Annotated in this window: 12 protein-coding genes; 5 read left to right on the forward strand and 7 right to left on the reverse strand. The window is 45.6% G+C overall.

From position 1 onward, the window contains the following. Positions 1-25 precede the first annotated feature (25 nt). A complete protein-coding gene (locus V144x_RS24695) occupies positions 26-1,567 on the reverse strand; it encodes a tripartite tricarboxylate transporter permease (RefSeq protein WP_144989265.1) in 1,542 nt (513 codons plus the stop codon). Between the two features lie 60 nt (positions 1,568-1,627). Then, positions 1,628-3,004: a tripartite tricarboxylate transporter substrate-binding protein gene (locus V144x_RS24700; protein ID WP_144989267.1), complete on the reverse strand. Its 1,377-nt coding sequence runs from the start codon at positions 3,002-3,004 to the stop codon at positions 1,628-1,630. A 425-nt stretch (positions 3,005-3,429) separates the two neighbouring features. Here V144x_RS24700 and V144x_RS24705 point away from each other — a divergent pair, with 425 nt between their 5' ends. The 3 genes from V144x_RS24705 to V144x_RS24715 all read left to right on the forward strand — a co-directional run bounded on the left by V144x_RS24705 (position 3,430) and on the right by V144x_RS24715 (position 7,934). Further along, on the forward strand, positions 3,430-5,817 hold the full coding sequence (locus V144x_RS24705) for a DUF1592 domain-containing protein (protein WP_144989269.1): 2,388 nt from the start codon (positions 3,430-3,432) through the stop codon (positions 5,815-5,817). Beyond that, positions 5,810-7,153: a DUF1552 domain-containing protein gene (locus V144x_RS24710; protein WP_144989271.1), complete on the forward strand. Its 1,344-nt coding sequence runs from the start codon at positions 5,810-5,812 to the stop codon at positions 7,151-7,153. The genes V144x_RS24705 and V144x_RS24710 overlap by 8 nt, the downstream gene beginning before the upstream one ends. 103 nt (positions 7,154-7,256) lie before the next feature. Further along, positions 7,257-7,934: a hypothetical protein gene (locus tag V144x_RS24715; protein WP_144989273.1), complete on the forward strand. Its 678-nt coding sequence runs from the start codon at positions 7,257-7,259 to the stop codon at positions 7,932-7,934. Between the two features lie 746 nt (positions 7,935-8,680). Here V144x_RS24715 and hisB read toward each other — a convergent pair. From hisB to ychF, 3 genes are all read right to left on the reverse strand, one after another. Beyond that, positions 8,681-9,268: an imidazoleglycerol-phosphate dehydratase HisB gene (gene hisB, locus V144x_RS24720; RefSeq protein WP_144989275.1), complete on the reverse strand. Its 588-nt coding sequence runs from the start codon at positions 9,266-9,268 to the stop codon at positions 8,681-8,683. Between the two features lie 194 nt (positions 9,269-9,462). Then, the gene (gene hisC / locus V144x_RS24725; protein ID WP_144989277.1) at positions 9,463-10,524 is read right to left on the reverse strand and encodes a histidinol-phosphate transaminase; all 1,062 of its coding nucleotides are present in this window, start codon (positions 10,522-10,524) and stop codon (positions 9,463-9,465) included. A 161-nt stretch (positions 10,525-10,685) separates the two neighbouring features. Beyond that, positions 10,686-11,777 (reverse strand): redox-regulated ATPase YchF, encoded by a 1,092-nt coding sequence (gene ychF, locus V144x_RS24730; RefSeq protein WP_144989279.1) that lies wholly within the window; start codon positions 11,775-11,777, stop codon positions 10,686-10,688. A 335-nt stretch (positions 11,778-12,112) separates the two neighbouring features. Between ychF and V144x_RS24735 the strand changes: the two genes are divergently transcribed. Beyond that, positions 12,113-13,906 (forward strand): arylsulfatase, encoded by a 1,794-nt coding sequence (locus V144x_RS24735; RefSeq protein WP_144989281.1) that lies wholly within the window; start codon positions 12,113-12,115, stop codon positions 13,904-13,906. A gap of 35 nt (positions 13,907-13,941) precedes the next feature. Here V144x_RS24735 and V144x_RS24740 read toward each other — a convergent pair whose 3' ends face one another. Both V144x_RS24740 and V144x_RS24745 read right to left on the reverse strand, forming a co-directional pair. Continuing rightward, complete coding sequence (locus V144x_RS24740) at positions 13,942-14,763, reverse strand: glycosyltransferase family 2 protein (RefSeq protein WP_144989283.1); 822 nt, start codon at positions 14,761-14,763, stop codon at positions 13,942-13,944. Between the two features lie 4 nt (positions 14,764-14,767). Beyond that, the gene (locus tag V144x_RS24745) at positions 14,768-15,529 is read right to left on the reverse strand and encodes a glycosyltransferase family 2 protein (protein WP_144989285.1); all 762 of its coding nucleotides are present in this window, start codon (positions 15,527-15,529) and stop codon (positions 14,768-14,770) included. Between the two features lie 221 nt (positions 15,530-15,750). Here V144x_RS24745 and V144x_RS24750 point away from each other — a divergent pair, with 221 nt between their 5' ends. Further along, the gene (locus V144x_RS24750) at positions 15,751-16,500 is read left to right on the forward strand and encodes a protein kinase family protein (RefSeq protein WP_144989287.1); all 750 of its coding nucleotides are present in this window, start codon (positions 15,751-15,753) and stop codon (positions 16,498-16,500) included. Positions 16,501-16,513 lie beyond the last annotated feature (13 nt).

Here is a 16,513-nt window from a genome sequence, read left to right on the forward strand (position 1 = left end):
AAATTGAGGCGATGAGAAATAAACACTAGTTGGCACTCTGCCATTTTTTTCTGAGCAGCGGCATGAATACAGGAACCAGCCAAAGAGCGATGCAGAAAATTCCCAACCCCGCAGAAATGGGACGATTGAAAAATGACAACAGGCTATCATCCTTGGTTAAATTTTGCACAAAGGTTTGTTCCAACTGTCCGCCGAGAATAATTCCCAATACAACCGGGCCGAGGGGAATCGCAAAGACTTCGAGTACAAATCCAATGATCCCCATCCCCAGCATGACCCAGACATCAAAGTAACTTCCATTGATTGAATACGAGCCAACCACACAAAACATCAAAATCAAAGGCATCAAGATACGGCGTGGCACGCGTACCAGTTGTGAGCCACTACGAATGGCCAGGAAGCCGAGCGGAATCAACAATAAATTAGCAATGATAAACGTGAGATAAATTCCATGTACGAGTACCAGCTGATCGGCGTTATTAAAAATCTCAGGGCCGGGAGTGATGTTTTTCATTAATAACACACCGATTACAATCGCAGTCACCGAGTCACCCGGAATACCTAAGACGAGCGCGGGAATCCAGGCTCCCGCCAGCGCGGAATTATTCGCACTCGTGGCATCACCCACGGCATCGAGCGATCCTTTGCCGTATTCTTCAGGAGTCTTAGATGACTTTTTGGAAACGGCATATGAAATCCAGGCCGCAATGTCGGCACCGGCTCCGGGAATCATGCCAATGGTTGATCCAATACAACTGGAACGAAACCAACTCAATTTTCGTTTCCAGAGATGCGGTAATACGCCGCCAAATACAGGCTTCAAATGTTTGAACCAGGACTTGTCATCTTCAGAAATCGCCGCTGATGCCAGGCGTTTGGATTCTTCATCGGTCTTCGATGTCAAACAATTTCTGAAGACTTCAGAAAGACCAAACAGGCCGATCATCGCGGGAATGAAATTGATACCGGTAAATAATTCATCAAAGCCAAACGTAAAACGGGGGATGCTGTGGACTTCACTCAAGCCAACCGTTGAGAACATCAAACCGATCATGAGTGCCAGCGCACCTTTGAGACGCGATCCTGTCGAAACAATGGCGGCACAACTCAAGCCGAGTACGTACAACCAGAAATATTCGTAGGTCGTAAAGTGGAATGCGATTTTCGCTAACTGAGGGGCCGCCAAGATCAAAACCAGCGCGCCGAATAATCCACCGGCGACACTGAAAACCAAAGAGACTCCCAATGAAGTCTCGTGTAAGCCGCGTTGTGTGAGTGAGTAGGCATCGTCGGTATATGCTGCTGAGGAAGGGGTTCCCGGTATGCGGACGAGCGTGGTGGGAATGTCTCCCGCAAAGATGCTGCAGGCTTCCAAAGTTACAATCGCAGCGATCGCAGATAAGTTATCGAGATAAAATGTCAATGGAATCAGTAGAGCAACCGCCATTGTCGCCGTAAGACCGGGAATCGATCCCACAAACAGACCATATACGGCGGACAGAAAGATAACCAGTAACACTTCCGGTGAAACAATATTCTGTAATGCAGTAACGAATGTTGGATCCATGTTGTTTCTTCAATGAGCTTTACGATTCGCAGAACAAAAACGAAGACACTTTACAACGACCTACCAACCTAAAACGCCCTGCGGTAAAGGGACGCGCAAGAGCTGGGCAAACAATGTATAAATTCCCGGAATAAACAGGAGTGTGATCAATGCGCTCATCCACCAGCGCGTTCCCAATTTCCATAACAATAGAAAGAGAATCGCTCCGGCAGTGAGAATAAAGCCAAGCTCTTCTGCAAACAGCAAATAAGCTACGATTCCCAACAGAATCAACACGGTATTCACCACTCCCTGCTTCGTCACCGTATCCTTTGACACATCGGGGGCAAGGGCATGAACTTTTTTCTGAACTCCCAGGCAACCTAAAATCACACAGATGGCCACTGCCAATAATCCGGGAAAGACGAGTGGACCAGTTCCCCGAGATGACATCTGAGAAAACGCATCGCTGGTTAACAGTTTCCCCAGCGTTTTATCGTTGGTCTCCAGGAACTGTGCGTACTCATCATTGGCCCGATACTTTGTACTCAAGCCAGCAGCTTGCATCAGTTCAGGAAATGTTTTCCCCTGCAAGGTTGTTTCACCGCTGGTGATTTTTTTGACGACCTTCGAGATTTTATCAACAATGGACGGAGGGGTTCCCACAGGCAGCGCCAGTCCATTCCAACCTGAGATCGACCAATCCATACCCTGCGAACGAAATGTAGGAACGTCCTGAAACTCGGCCAGCGATTCTTCAGCCATCACACCCAGGCAGCGCACCTGACCAGACTCGTACAAGGTCTTCGCTTCCGGCAGACTGCAACACACTAAATCCACTCCGCCACTGGCCAGTTCCTGCAAAGAGGGACCAGCTCCATTCATGGGAATCCATTTAATGTCGTCTGCGTTCAAACCACTGAAATCAAGCCAGCCTGCTAATGCAAGATGCCAGATTCCACCGCTGGCTGTTCCCGTTGCCGTTAATTTTCCGGGATTCTCCTTTACAAAATCTTGCAGTTCCTGCATGCTCTGAAAGGGAGAATCTTTTTTCACAAAAACCGCAGCCGCACCGTCCACAAGGGACATAATCGGAATCGCATCTTGATGCGTCAGCGACGTCAGATCCTGCCAATGCAACATATTTAATTCGCCGGTGATGATGGCCAGGGTATATCCATCAGGACGGGCCTTTAAGCCACGACTATGACCGGTGACTCCACGTCCTCCCGTCGCGTTGATTACATTAACGGGAACTCCCAGTTCCTGCTCCAGAAACACAGCCAACTGACGTGAGGTGCGATCTGTCGCTCCGCCGACTGACCAGGGGCAGATAATGGAAATCGGCCGATCTGGATAATTTTCAATTGAACTGGAAGAACAGCCTCCCCAAAGGAGAGAAAGCAGTAGCAAGGGCTTTAATCCAACTGTCACGTAGCGCATCGTACGTTGATTCATCAGTCCAGTACCATCATGTATTCAAATGATCGATTGCAGAGAGAACTCGAAAGGAACATTGTGTTATGAGTAAAGGATGCAGAGAGAAAAAGACCCTGTCAACGACCAGCAACCTGATAGCCTGTAGTTTCAACAAGTTCACTTCTTTAAATTGTTAATAATCTAAAATATTGAAACTCTTTTCGAGTCTATTGAGTAGAATAAGAGTAGGAAGGATTTTGTATCTTATAATTAGCCCCACAAAAGAGATCGCATGCTGAATGATCTTGCAAAATGGCCTCTGTGGAGGTTAGGCTATATGTATTAGATCCTGCCAATTAGTACCTACCTCAGTCTGACCGTGTGCCAAAACCTCGCCCACTGCTTTCGATTTTTAATAACTCGAAAGAAATCATCCTGAGTACCCACCATAAAGTCTGACTACCATGCGAATGATCGAAACCATTTTCCGATTATCTCAACCTAAGCATTTGGTGCATATGCTCTGCGTCTTTGGTTCTTTGTTATTCGTGATGAACGCAGTTTCGGCAAACGCATCTGATATCCGTGTTGAAAAATCCAAAAAACAGTTTGAATCACAAATCAAACCGCTTCTCACGAAATACTGCCTGGATTGCCATACCGGTGAAGAGGCGGAAGCAGGTCTATCCCTCGAAAAATACACAACCCGTTCCAGCATTCTGAAACATCGGGAAGCCTGGGAAAAGATTGTTCAGCGCATTCAGATTCAATCGATGCCTCCCAAAGATGCAGGCGCTCTACCAACTGATTCAGAACGTGAAGCCATTCTTGAATGGTTTGACGAAGCTTTATACGGAATTGACTGCTCTAGTGATGTCAATCCTGGTCGTGTGACGATCAGACGGCTGAATCGAAACGAATACAATAATACGATTCGCGACCTGCTGGGTGTTGACTTCAAACCTGCCCAAAACTTTCCCTCAGATGATGTTGGATATGGATTTGACAATATTGGCGATGTACTGTCCTTGCCACCACTGTTGATGGAAAAATACTTAGACGCCGCAGAACAGATTTCAGAGAAAGCCATTTACGCAAACACAGCAGACAGTTTTCCCTGGACGGAAATCCCCGAGAAAAACTTTTCGAAAAAAGGGGCTGTCACTCTGAGAAAACGCAGTGCGGGATTTCATTCACGTGGCACACTGACTGGGATCATCAATCTGAAAGAGCCTGGCAAATACGAACTCCAAATTGAAGCTGCCCAAACCCCGTCTGGAACGGAAGCAGCCAAGATGGAAGTGAAGCTGAACGGTAAATTGCTAAAAACATTTCAGGTTAAAGCGAGTAGAGATGATCCCGATAAATATACACTACCCAAACCCCTTTCGCTTCCCAAAGGAAAACATACTCTCGCGATTTCATTTTTGAATGACTTTTATGATCCAAAAGGACCACCCAGGAAACGCGATCGGAATCTGTATGTGTATAATGTCAAATATCGTGGCCCCCTCGGAAAACTGCCGACCAATTTACCTGCCTTTCATACAAAAATCATCACTTGTACTCCGGGAGCCGGACGATCCGTCAGATATTGTGCAGAACGAGTCATGCGACGTTTTTCAGAGCGTGCGTTTCGTCGTCCTGTCTCGCGCGAGGAAATCAGGCCAATTGTAGAACTCGTCGAAGCCACCGTGAAATCAGGCAATACCTTTGAGCAGGGTATTCAGGTAGGCATTCAGGCAGTTCTGGTTTCACCCCACTTTCTGTTCCGTATCGAAGGTATTCGAGATCTCGCTCGTTCCCGCTCGAATCAAATTCAGAATATCTCACATTACGAAATTGCAACTCGGCTTTCCTATTTTCTGTGGAGCAGTATGCCAGATGACAAATTGTTTGAACTGGCAAAGCAAGGCCGACTGAACCAACCCCGTACATTACAGGTTCAAGTCAAGCGCATGCTGAAAGACCCCAAATCGGAAGCGTTCATCAAAAACTTTGCGGGCCAGTGGTTGAATCTGCGAAACTTGGAAGATCTCTCTCCCGATCCCAGAAAATTCCGCGTCTTCAACGGTAAGTTGAAAAACGATATGCGTCGGGAAACAGAAGAATTCTTTGCTTACATCATGCGAGAAGATCGGAGCGTGATTGAATTCATCAACGCCGACTATACTTTCATGAATGAACGACTGGCGAAGTTTTATGGTAATGACCGAGTGAAAGGCGAAGCATTTCAGAAAGTCACACTCGATAAGACAAAACGAGCAGGTTTAATCACGCAGGCGAGTATCTTGACGCTGACCTCAAACCCCGGACGGACTTCTCCTGTGAAACGGGGAAAGTGGATTATGGAGACCATTCTGGGAACGCCTCCCCCTGCTCCCCCCCCAAACGTTCCTGAACTTGAAGAATCAGCGGGTGCTAAAAAGAATGCCACATTACGGGAACAGTTGGCGTTACACCGGAAAATCCCCGGATGTGCTGCCTGCCATGACCAGATGGATCCTTTAGGACTTGGTTTTGAAAACTTTGATGCTATCGGACGGTGGCGAACCAAAGAAGGCAGAAGAAAAATCGATTCTTCCGGTCAGTTGCCAAATGGTCAGTCTTTTAAGAGTCCCATCGAATTAATTGCAATTCTGGAACAGCAGAAGCAGGGATTCTGCCGATCTTTAACGGAAAAGATGCTTACCTACGCCATAGGTCGTGGTTTAGAATACTACGACAAATGTGCCATTGATGAAATCACAACGAACTTTACCGCCAAAGGTTATCGCTTTTCGGCGCTCGTCACTGAAATTGCCCTGAGCGATCCCTTCCTGAAACGTCAAAGAGGTTCTCACGATGACTAATCTTCTGAAACGTCGCACATTTCTTAAAGGCATTGGAACCACGATGGCTCTGCCATTGCTGGAGATCATGCAACCCGAGCAAGGTCTTGTCTCGGCAGCAGCGGGCGCTGGGAAACCACCCGTACGAACTGCCTTCGTCTTTTTCCCCAACGGTGTGATCGGCCCGTCCTGGATGCCGCAAGCTGCCGGAAAAGGATATGAATTACCCAAGAGCTTAAAGCCACTGGCGAACATGAAATCAGACATTAATGTGATTTCAGGATTGGCACAAATTAACGCTCGTGCCCTGGGTGATGGCGCGGGGGACCATGCCCGTTGTGCTTCCGTCTATTTGACAAGCGAGCACCCCACCAAAACCAGTGGTGCTGATATTAAAGCCGGCATCTCTGTTGATCAGGTTGCTGCGCAACAGGTGGGACATCAGACGCGACTTCCTTCTTTAGAACTCGGACTAGTGAGAGGACGTAATGCGGGGCAATGTGATTCGGGTTACAGTTGTGCTTACTCGTCTAACATATCCTGGCGGACTCCTTCCACTCCGACATCCAAAGAGATTGTTCCCAAACTGGCTTTTGAACGATTGTTTGGGGGAGGCGCTGAAGCTGAAAAACAGCGCGCTCGTCATCTGAAAAATCGTAAAAGTATTTTAGACCTGGTCAAGAATGATGCCGATCAACTGAAAAAACAACTCGGTAAGAATGACCAGAGAAAAATTGACGAATACTTTTCCAGTGTACGTGAAATCGAATTACGGATTGAACGCAGCGCTGATCAGGAAAAAATCAAACCGCCGGAAATGAAACTACCTGATGGCATTCCCAGTGAGCTACAGGAACATATTCGCCTGATGTATGACTTGCTTGTGCTGGCCTTCCAAACGGACACCACACGTATCGCGACCTTCATGGTCGGTAATGCGGGCAGCAACCGAACCTATCCCATGGTAGGCGTGAATTCAGGACATCACGAGCTTTCTCACCATCGGAATGATGAAAAGAAAATCGCAGATATTCAGAAGATTGATGAATACCTTGTGTCACAGTTTGGGTATTTCCTGAACCGACTCAAGTCCACCCCCGATGGAACGAGCAACCTGCTGGATAATTCCATGATCTGTTATGGAAGTGCCATTGGTGACGGGAATCGTCATAGTCATCACGACTTGCCGATCATCCTCGCCGGTAAAGGTGGTGGTACGATCAAAACCGGTTTCCACCATAAAGTAGCCACGGAAACCCCGTTGAGTAATCTGTTTGTCTCCATGCTTGATCGTATGGGAGCCCCTGTAGATTCGTTTGGAGACAGCACCGGTCGGCTGACAGTCATTGATACTTAATCAGACTCGTATAGACTCAATGATCTATCTGCCCTACCATTTATCCTAATGGGTAGTTTAGATCAATTAACTCGTCTCGAATGAATCAAGGCATGCATCTGGTATGGAAACCTCCCTGCATCGTCAATTGAAATCGTATTATGCACCAAATGCCGATTGCGAAGAGATTACTCTCGGTGCATATCGCATTGATGCTGTAGACGGTGATCGACTCATTGAAATCCAACATGGCTCACTCGGCGCTATTCGAGACAAAGTGAAATGCCTGCTGGAAGAATATGATGTGCACGTTGTAAAGCCGATCGCGGTCCGCAAATATTTGATTAAACGTCAGAAAAAAGATGGCAAAACGCTTTCAGCCCGCTTTAGTCCCCGACGCGGATCGGTGTTTGATCTGTTTGATGATCTAGTTCATTTTACCAATGTGTTTCCGCACCCTCGTTTGACTCTGGAAGTCGCACTGACAATTCAGGAAGAGCACCGTACTGCTCGCAAGCCACGACGCTGGAAAGGAAAAGACTATCGGGTTCAAGACCGTGTTTTACGTTCCGTCGAAGAACAGATCGAATTCAAAACAGCTGCTGACCTGCTAGACTTAATTCCGGGGAAACTTCCTTCGCCTTTTCACACAAAAGATTTAGCAACTGCCGCGGGAGTTCAGCGCTGGCTGGCGCAGAAAATGGCTTACTGCTTGAGAAACACGGGAGCCATTGAACTGGTTGGCAAAGAAAAGAACGCGTTGCTCTACGAAATCGCCGATGAAAATCAGGCTGCTGCTTAAAGAAAAAGGAAACTCCCGAAAATAATAATTGTGAGCTTCAATCACAATAGATTTGACTACCAACCAACTTTCTCAAAATCCGTACAGAGCCATGAAGTCCTGGGCTGCCGCTGACACTGTTTAGGTCATATTTATTCGGCAGTCAAAATAACCCAAGTTGCCATCCGTATTGGCACAAGTGGTTTTCTCGGGAGTTTCCCTTACTGCTGATTTACAATTCCAATCCAAAACTGTATTCCATTTCAAACCATCACTTATCAACACAGCCGCAAAAATGAATAGAACCTGACCGCAAAATAGATGACCGCAAGGTCAAATACAAACGGAATCGATCAATCAAATCACGGAGAATGGTTGAAACACCCCTGTCTATTCTGAAGTTGTTCCCAAAAGATCAAATTCGTCAGACCAAGATGCCTATTTAGGTTTTGACTGGAAACAGTCCAAGTCGGAATGGCAATAATTAAAGTTTCAATTAGTGTGGATTGTTTAAGAGATTGTCACAAACTTTAAAACGAAAACTGCTTCAATCACTTCGACAAACCAAAGTTAATTCTCAGGTTAACTTTTCTTCACAAAGTGTCAATAAAGATCAGAGGAAAAAGCGCACGAAAAAAAAATTCGTTTTTTTCTATCAGGAGAAGCTACCGAACATTGACACTCATAAGAGACATCAAAATGAGAAATATAAAAATAGCAATGCTGTTTTTTATCTCAATTCACACCGCGTTTCTGATCTCAGTTTCTTACAGAACACCCTTAGAAGATGGGATACCCTGTTGGCGAGGATCAACTGCCACTGCCTGTCGTAATGCACGCGCAGTTCCTTTGAAAAGTCCCTCGGCAATGTGGTGGCTGTTCGCGCCATGATGCAATACCTGGTGTAGGTTGAGTAAACCATTAGAAGAAAATGCCTGCCAGAATTCGCGAACCAATTCCGTATCAAACAATCCAATTTTTTCGGTAGGAAAATCGACTTGATAGACAAACCATGAGCGACCACTTAGATCAAGGGCAGTCGTTACCAGTGTTTCTTCCATTGGTAGAGTCAATGAACCGTAGCGGGTAATTCCCTGCTTGTCACCCAACGCCTCAACCAAAGTTTTACCCAGACAGATGCCGACATCCTCTACTGTATGATGGTAATCGACATCCAAGTCGCCTTCAGCCTTAATGGTTAAATCAAAGAGTGCATGCCGGGCCAACAAAGTCAGCATGTGATCAAAGAAACCGACGCCTGTTTGTATGTCTGACTTTCCACTACCATCTAACTCCAAAGTCAATTCAATCTGGGTTTCGGCGGTTTCGCGTTTGATAGATGCTTTGCGACTCATCTCAGGGAACTCTTATCTAAAAGGTCAAAATATTTTGTTTCTCTAATCTTACAGCCCGGTTGTTGATTCACAAAAACGCATCGAGGTCCCGAGTAGACTTGCGAACAATTCGAACGGTGCTTAACGGTGTGAATTGCATAACCGATTTAATCGTAACTGAGCAGATGTGAGAATAAGCTTGCTTTAACAATTATTCAGCCGATTTTCCGCAAGGCGTCTATCACCTGCTGTAACTCATCATTGGTGCCCACAGTAATTCTCAGCCCGTCCCGAGTCCCTTCTTGTAGTGGAAACTTCATATAACGCACCAATATTTTGCGCTGCTTTAATTCCTGATAGCGACGCTCATGTTCTCCGTCTGGATGAGTACACCAGACAAAGTTGGTTTGGCTTTCTACGGTTTCAAAACCGAGGCTTCTGAGTTCAGTTACAAAGTGATTGCGTGAGGAACGAATTTGATCCGTGTTGGCCTGCATCCACTTCTGATCTTTGAGGGCAGCCGTCGCGGCAGCCAGGGAAAGTGTATTACAGTTATAACTGTCTTTCACTTTTCTCATGCCTTTAATCAGATCGGGATGGGCCACAGCAAACCCAAATCGTATCCCCGCCAGACTATAAGATTTACTTAAAGTGCGGGTGACAACGATTTTGTCTCCCAAATTTGAGTTCAATAACTCACACTGATGTGGCATGTCACAAAAATCACCGTAGGCTTCATCCAGTACAAGAACTCCCTGCGGAGGGATTAAATCTAGAATCTCAGAATCTTGCCAGCGATTTCCGGATGGAGCATTAGGATTAGGCACAAATAGAATTTTACTCTTTGCTGCCTTTTCACTTGCATTGGCAGGCCAGCTCCAATTCGAATTGAGTTGAATGTTTTGAAACTGGGCTCCTTGAATCTCGGCCAACGTTTCATAAAGGGTGTAGCTGGGATAAGGTGCCGACACGATTTCATTGGGATCGACAAAAGTTCGCATCAGGATGGTTAAAATTTCATCACTGCCGTTGCCGGGAAGAATCCAGTCGGGATCGACGTGAAACAGTTCAGAGGCAACTTCTCGAAATTCCGTTGCAAGTGGATCGGGATACACATTCAAACGACCAGTGAGAACCTGTTGTACTGCTTCCAGGACAAGTGGTGAAGGCGGGTAGGCATTTTCGTTTGTGTTGAGTTTGACCCAACCTGGCTCCTGAGGCTGCTCTCCCGGAGTGTAACCTGCCATCTGTTGAACTTGGGAACGAAACAGACTCATAATCTTGATCTCAAAAAAATCTGAAAGTAATAATCCAAAAAAAGCTGTACTGGATTTCGAGAACCGAACCTGATTTAAGACAATTCAATTCAGAAACAAGTTCTCGAAAAAATGCTGCAAGTTCCTGTTTAGCACAATTTATCGAAAATACTGTCTCTGAATTAAACGTTAAACAAGAAATGACAGATATCACCATCCTGCATTACATACTCTTTTCCTTCCACCCTGAGTTTACCGGCTTCTCGGATCGCTTTCTCAGACTCATACTCTTCGAGATCAGCTACGGAGAAGATTTCTGCACGAATAAACCCTCGTTCGAAATCGGAATGAATCACTCCCGCGGCTTGAGGGCCGGTTGCACCAATGGGAATCGTCCAGGCGCGAATCTCTTTGACACCCGCGGTAAAATAACTTTGCAATCCTAGTGTGTGGTAAGCAGCTCGAGCTACAACGGCCAATGCTGGTTCCTGCAACCCCACGCTTTCGAGCATCTCCTTTCGATCTGCTTCATCCAGTTCTGCGATTTCCGATTCCAGACGACCACAGACGGGAACGACATCGCCTCCCTCTTTCGCAGCTCGTTCGCGAACCTGTTGTACCAATGCTCCTTCGCCATTGACATCATCTTCATCGACATTTGCTAGATACAAGACCGGCTTGGCCGTTAAAAATTGATACCCTTTTAAGATTTTCTGTTGTTCCGGATCATCGAATTCCAGGCCACGAATCGGCTGATCGTTCTCTAGCCGAGCGGAGCATTCTTCCAAAACAACCAACCGCGACTTCGCTTCTGCATTCCCCGAACGCGCTGTTTTTGTTGCTTTTTCTTTGGCAGATTCGACTGTCTGTAGATCTGCCAACATCAATTCCATATCGATGGTTTCAATATCACTGATCGGATCGACTTTGCCTTCTACATGAATGACGTCACTATCCTCAAAACAGCGAACGACGTGCAAAATCGCATCGACATTTCGAATATGTGAGAGGAATTTATTCCCCAGACCCTCTCCTTCCGAAGCACCACGTACAATACCAGCAATATCTACCAGCCTTAAAATCGCGGGAATGACTTTATCGGTGGAAATAAAGCCATGGATAATGTCCAGGCGGGGATCTGGTACGTTGACAATCCCCACATTGGGTTCAATCGTACAGAAGGGATAATTTTCGCTTGCGATTCCCGCAGCAGTTAACGCATTAAATAAAGTCGATTTACCTACATTTGGCAGGCCAACAATACCAGCTTCCATAGCTCTTTTCAGTAATTATTATTGATTCTCATGTAAACAGAGCCCAGTCGATCATTCTATGATGCTCAGGGCCACTTTCATTGTGGCTCATCATAGCGTAGTCAGGAATTAAAGGGAAATGATCGACTCAACTCTCATTTCTTTTCGAATTTATCTGAGAATAGAAACAAAGAACCCCAACAAAACTCCAGTAAGAGTGGTATAAATCTAAGGCATATTAAAATATTGCTACCCTTCCCCCAATCAGATAGTTAAACTTAATGGATCATTTTTCTTTCGGAAATCGATTTATATCTGAAATACAGCCCAGGCGAACACACTATGATGAGTAGGTTATGCGATCAATTCTGTACCTTTTGACTTTCATCTCGACCCTATTGGTCTCATTGACCAACTGCCTCGCAGAAGATCCAGCAATTGTAAAACCCAATATTGTTCTGGTCATCACTGACGATCAGGGATACGGGGATATTGCCGCGCATGGCAATGCGAAGATCAAAACTCCTCATCTGGATCAGCTCTATCAAAAGAGCCTGCGATTAACGAATTTCCATGTGGACCCGACTTGTGCACCCACACGATCAGCGCTGATGACCGGCCGCTATTCAACGCGTACCGGAGTCTGGCATACCATCATGGGGCGTTCTCTGATGGACACCAATGAAGTCACGCTGGCAGAAGTGCTGAAGAGTAATGGTTATCAAACTGGCTTATTTGGAAAATGGCATCTGGGTGATAATTATCCATTGCGACCACAGGATCAAGGGTTTGATACGGTTGTACAACATGGAGGCGGCGGTGTCGGACAGACTCCCGACCATTGGCAAAACGATTATTTCGACGATACCTATCTCCGCAAAGGCAACCCGGAAAAATTCCAGGGCTATTGTACTGACATCTGGTTTGATGAAGCCTTGAAGTTTATCGACGCAAATAAATCGAAGCCATTTTTTGCTTACATTTCTACGAATGCACCTCATAGCCCATATCTGGTCGATGAAAAATACAGTGCCCCTTATAACGGGCAAGGTATACCGGGTAATATGGCTCCCTTTTATGGAATGATTACGAATATCGACGATAACATCGGTCGTTTACTCAATCGACTGAAAGAATGGGGCCTCGAAGAGAATACCATCTTGATCTTTATGACGGATAATGGAACAGCGGCTGGAGTCCATCGTCCGAAACCCAAAGATCTTTCCAAAAAACAACAACGTCGACTCTCCAGAGGCAAACCAATTGTTCTCGACACCTGGCTCGGTTACAACGCAGGTATGCGCGGTACAAAAGGCTCTGAATATGATGGTGGCCACCGGGTTCCCTGTTATTTCTATTGGCCTAAGGGAAAGCTTTCTGGTGGACGTGATATTAACCAACTCACTGCGCACATTGATATCCTCCCCACACTGGCGGAACTTTGTAATCTGACCATATCCAGTGAATTGAAACTGGACGGTACCAGCCTGGTCCCTATTCTAAATGGTAGTAAAGACGAGTTGCGAAAACGCACATTGCTCGTTCACTCTCAACGAATTGAATCTCCCGAAAAATGGAGAAAAAGTTCTGTCATGAGTGAACGTTGGAGATTGGTCAATGAAAAAGAACTCTACGATATTCAGGCTGATCCTGGACAAAGCAAAAACGTCGCCGCTGATTATCCAGGTGTTGTAAAATATCTTACCGCTGAATATGAAAAATGGTGGAGTAGTTTGGCTCCCACGTTTGATCGTTATGTCGCAATTGGTATTGGATCAAAATTTGAAAACCCCTCACATCTGACTTGTCATGATTGGCACGCTCCCATTAATCAAGTCCCCTGGAACCATCGATTGATTGCCAAGAATCCTGTAGCCAATGGGTTCTGGATTGTTGATGTAAACGAACCAGGCACCTATGAAATCACACTCCGCTGTCGTCCTGAATCGGCATATCACCCGTTGAAAAAAGGTATTGCCCGTATTCGATTGGGAGACCAGAAACAGGAACAAAAAGTGTCGGAAGGAGATCTTTCGACGACTTTTATATTGAAACTTTCACGAGGGCAAAAAAAACTACAAACCTGGCTGGATGAAGGCAATGGTGTTTCACGCGGCGCCTTCTTCGTAGAAATTTTCCGCAAAGAATGATTACTGAAATCGCTTTGAATACATTTTTTGTTTAGTCAGGCAGACGAAGCCTGTTCAATACCAACCCGGGCCTGGATGCGATCTGTCTCAATCAATTGCTGTAAACGCCTTTGATTCTCTTCTAACTGATCACGAGAGTTTTCAGAATGCCATAAGTGGAAGACCGACGCAGCGAAACGTGCATCTTTGTGATAGATCCCATTTCTAATGAGTCGTAATACCAAATCAGAGTCTTCCATTCCCCAACCTGTGTAATCTTCATCAAAACCATTGATCGCCAGCAGATCTTCCTTCCAGACCGAAAGATTACAGGTTTTTGCCCCTTCCCACTGTCGGGCCAAACGTCGCCGATACCAACGCCCAAGTGGAACTCGAAATAACGGTGAGACACGATTGATCTGTTTGCGTTGGCGCGCACGAAACCATTGCTTCAGACTCCACGTGGAGACTGGAGTTTTTTGCTGAAGAATTTCTTTTGAGAAATTCTGTGAGAGCAAGATTCGATTTCCTGATAAAAACCATCCTTGCTCTGCCAGACTGTAATGCTGCTGTAAAAATGAGGGAGTAGGGATACAATCCCCGTCTGTGAATACAATGTAGTCCGCTTGAGAACTTTGAATTGCTCTGTTTCGAATGGCACCTGCTCGAAATCCCTGGTCTGCATGCCAGACATGTTTTACTGGGAAAGAGGCTTGTTCACGAAACACATCTATAATTGCCTTGGTTTCATCCGTTGATCCATCATCGGCAATGATCAATTCATCGGGAGGTCGCTGTTGAGCGAGATATCCTGTTAAGACTGCGTCCAATGCTTTGGGCCAATTATAAGTCGTAATAATTACAGCTAACTCAGCCATCGCTTTAACGGATTTCTTCCTGATTTTCGCGGTTGATGACCATCAATTTCAAATAACGATAATAGGTCCCTTCTGCATTCGAGATAGCCAGCATAAATCCCTCTTTTCCATCAAGAAAACCAGCACGTAAAAAATACGTTCGGATAAACGTCCACAGACCATGTAGAATTGCTTTTGTGAGCCCTGATTTCTGTTTTTCTTCAGCCAGCATTTTCGCTCCGGCAGTTGAGTACGAATTCATCGTATTCAATATCTGTTCCACAGTCAGCAATGACTCATGAATGATCGGCTCTTTCAGTTTTCCGGTTTTTCCATCCACGATGATCCGCTCATGAACCAAATCATCGCTGAAACGTGCTTTTCCCCTGCGAAAGAGCCGCACGACACGATCCGGCCACCAACCACTATGTTTCATATAGCGACCACAATAATTAGAGCGGCGAGGCATTGTATAGGCATCATAGCGACCTGAGATCTGAATAATGCGTTTAATCTCTGTTTGTAAGTCGTAAGAAATGCGCTCATCTGCATCGATTGAGAGTACCCAATCCTTAGTGGCGTATTGTAATGCGCGATTTTTTTGTGGGCCAAAACCGGGCCAGTCTGTTTCATAGACTTTATCTGTAAATTCCTTGCAAATCGTCAGCGTCTGATCTGTGCTTCCAGAATCCAACACTATGATTTCATCCGCCCAGATAACCGAAGTCAAACACTCCCGAATTGAAGACTCTTCGTTTTTTACAATGACAATAATCGATAACGACATAAAGCTGACTTTTTCTTCTCACTATCCTATTAAACAACGGTCCACAAAATATTCGAACATTTTTCGAGATTGTCAACCATGTATGATCCTGTTAAAAAAGGATACTTGATTGATTTTAAACGATTATTATCCAACACACTAATTCCAATAAAGATTGCCAAGAGTTTGGCAGGATTCTGCCGCCCCGAAAAGAGCAATCACCAAAATCATGAAAAGCCCCGGTGAAATTGTCTGATTTCCATTCCGAAGAGAGTTCCTACTTCAAATTATTCGATGACGGTGCCACTTATACGAAAATTCGCTGTCTTAAAGAAGAAGACTTACGTTCCGTATGGTTAATTGATATTCCCGGACGCGGTTTGACGACAATTAAGCGCTGGCCTATTAACTGGAAGCTACGCTGGAAATCGTTTTTCAAACAATCTCAACCCCAACGACAAATTTCAGGTGCCTGGAAATTATTAGCCGTGGGTGTGAATACACCACAACCGGTGACTCCTGTTTATCGTTCGAATCACTATTTCCAATTGGAAATGCCTTTTATCGAGGGCTCAACTGCATTTGAAGCACTAAAACGAAATCCCGGTTCCTCAGACGCTGAACTGTATCATATTGCGAGAGAACTAGGCTCAATTGTTCGCCGTCTCGCGATGTCCCATCTACGTCATCGAGATCTTAAGCTGGAAAATGTGGTCGTTAAATCAGCCAATGCGTCTCAGACACAGCCCACTTTATGGCTCATAGATCCTGTGGGGATTCGCTTTTGTGTTTCTCCTCTGCAGGCAATCGTCTGCATGCTTGATCGCTTGGCAATTCAACCCATTAATGAGAGCATCCCCTTGCCTCTCTCGCTCTGTATCATTTGTATACGTTCAGCGACTCAATTCTATTCTTCCAAGAAACGCAGACTCTTTTTTCGGATGTTACGTAAGCAGCTCAACAAATCTCTGCATCCGATGGGTACAAAATGATTGATCTTGCCCC

It is taken from the genome of Gimesia aquarii, assembly GCF_007748195.1.
Lineage (GTDB): Bacteria > Planctomycetota > Planctomycetia > Planctomycetales > Planctomycetaceae > Gimesia > Gimesia aquarii.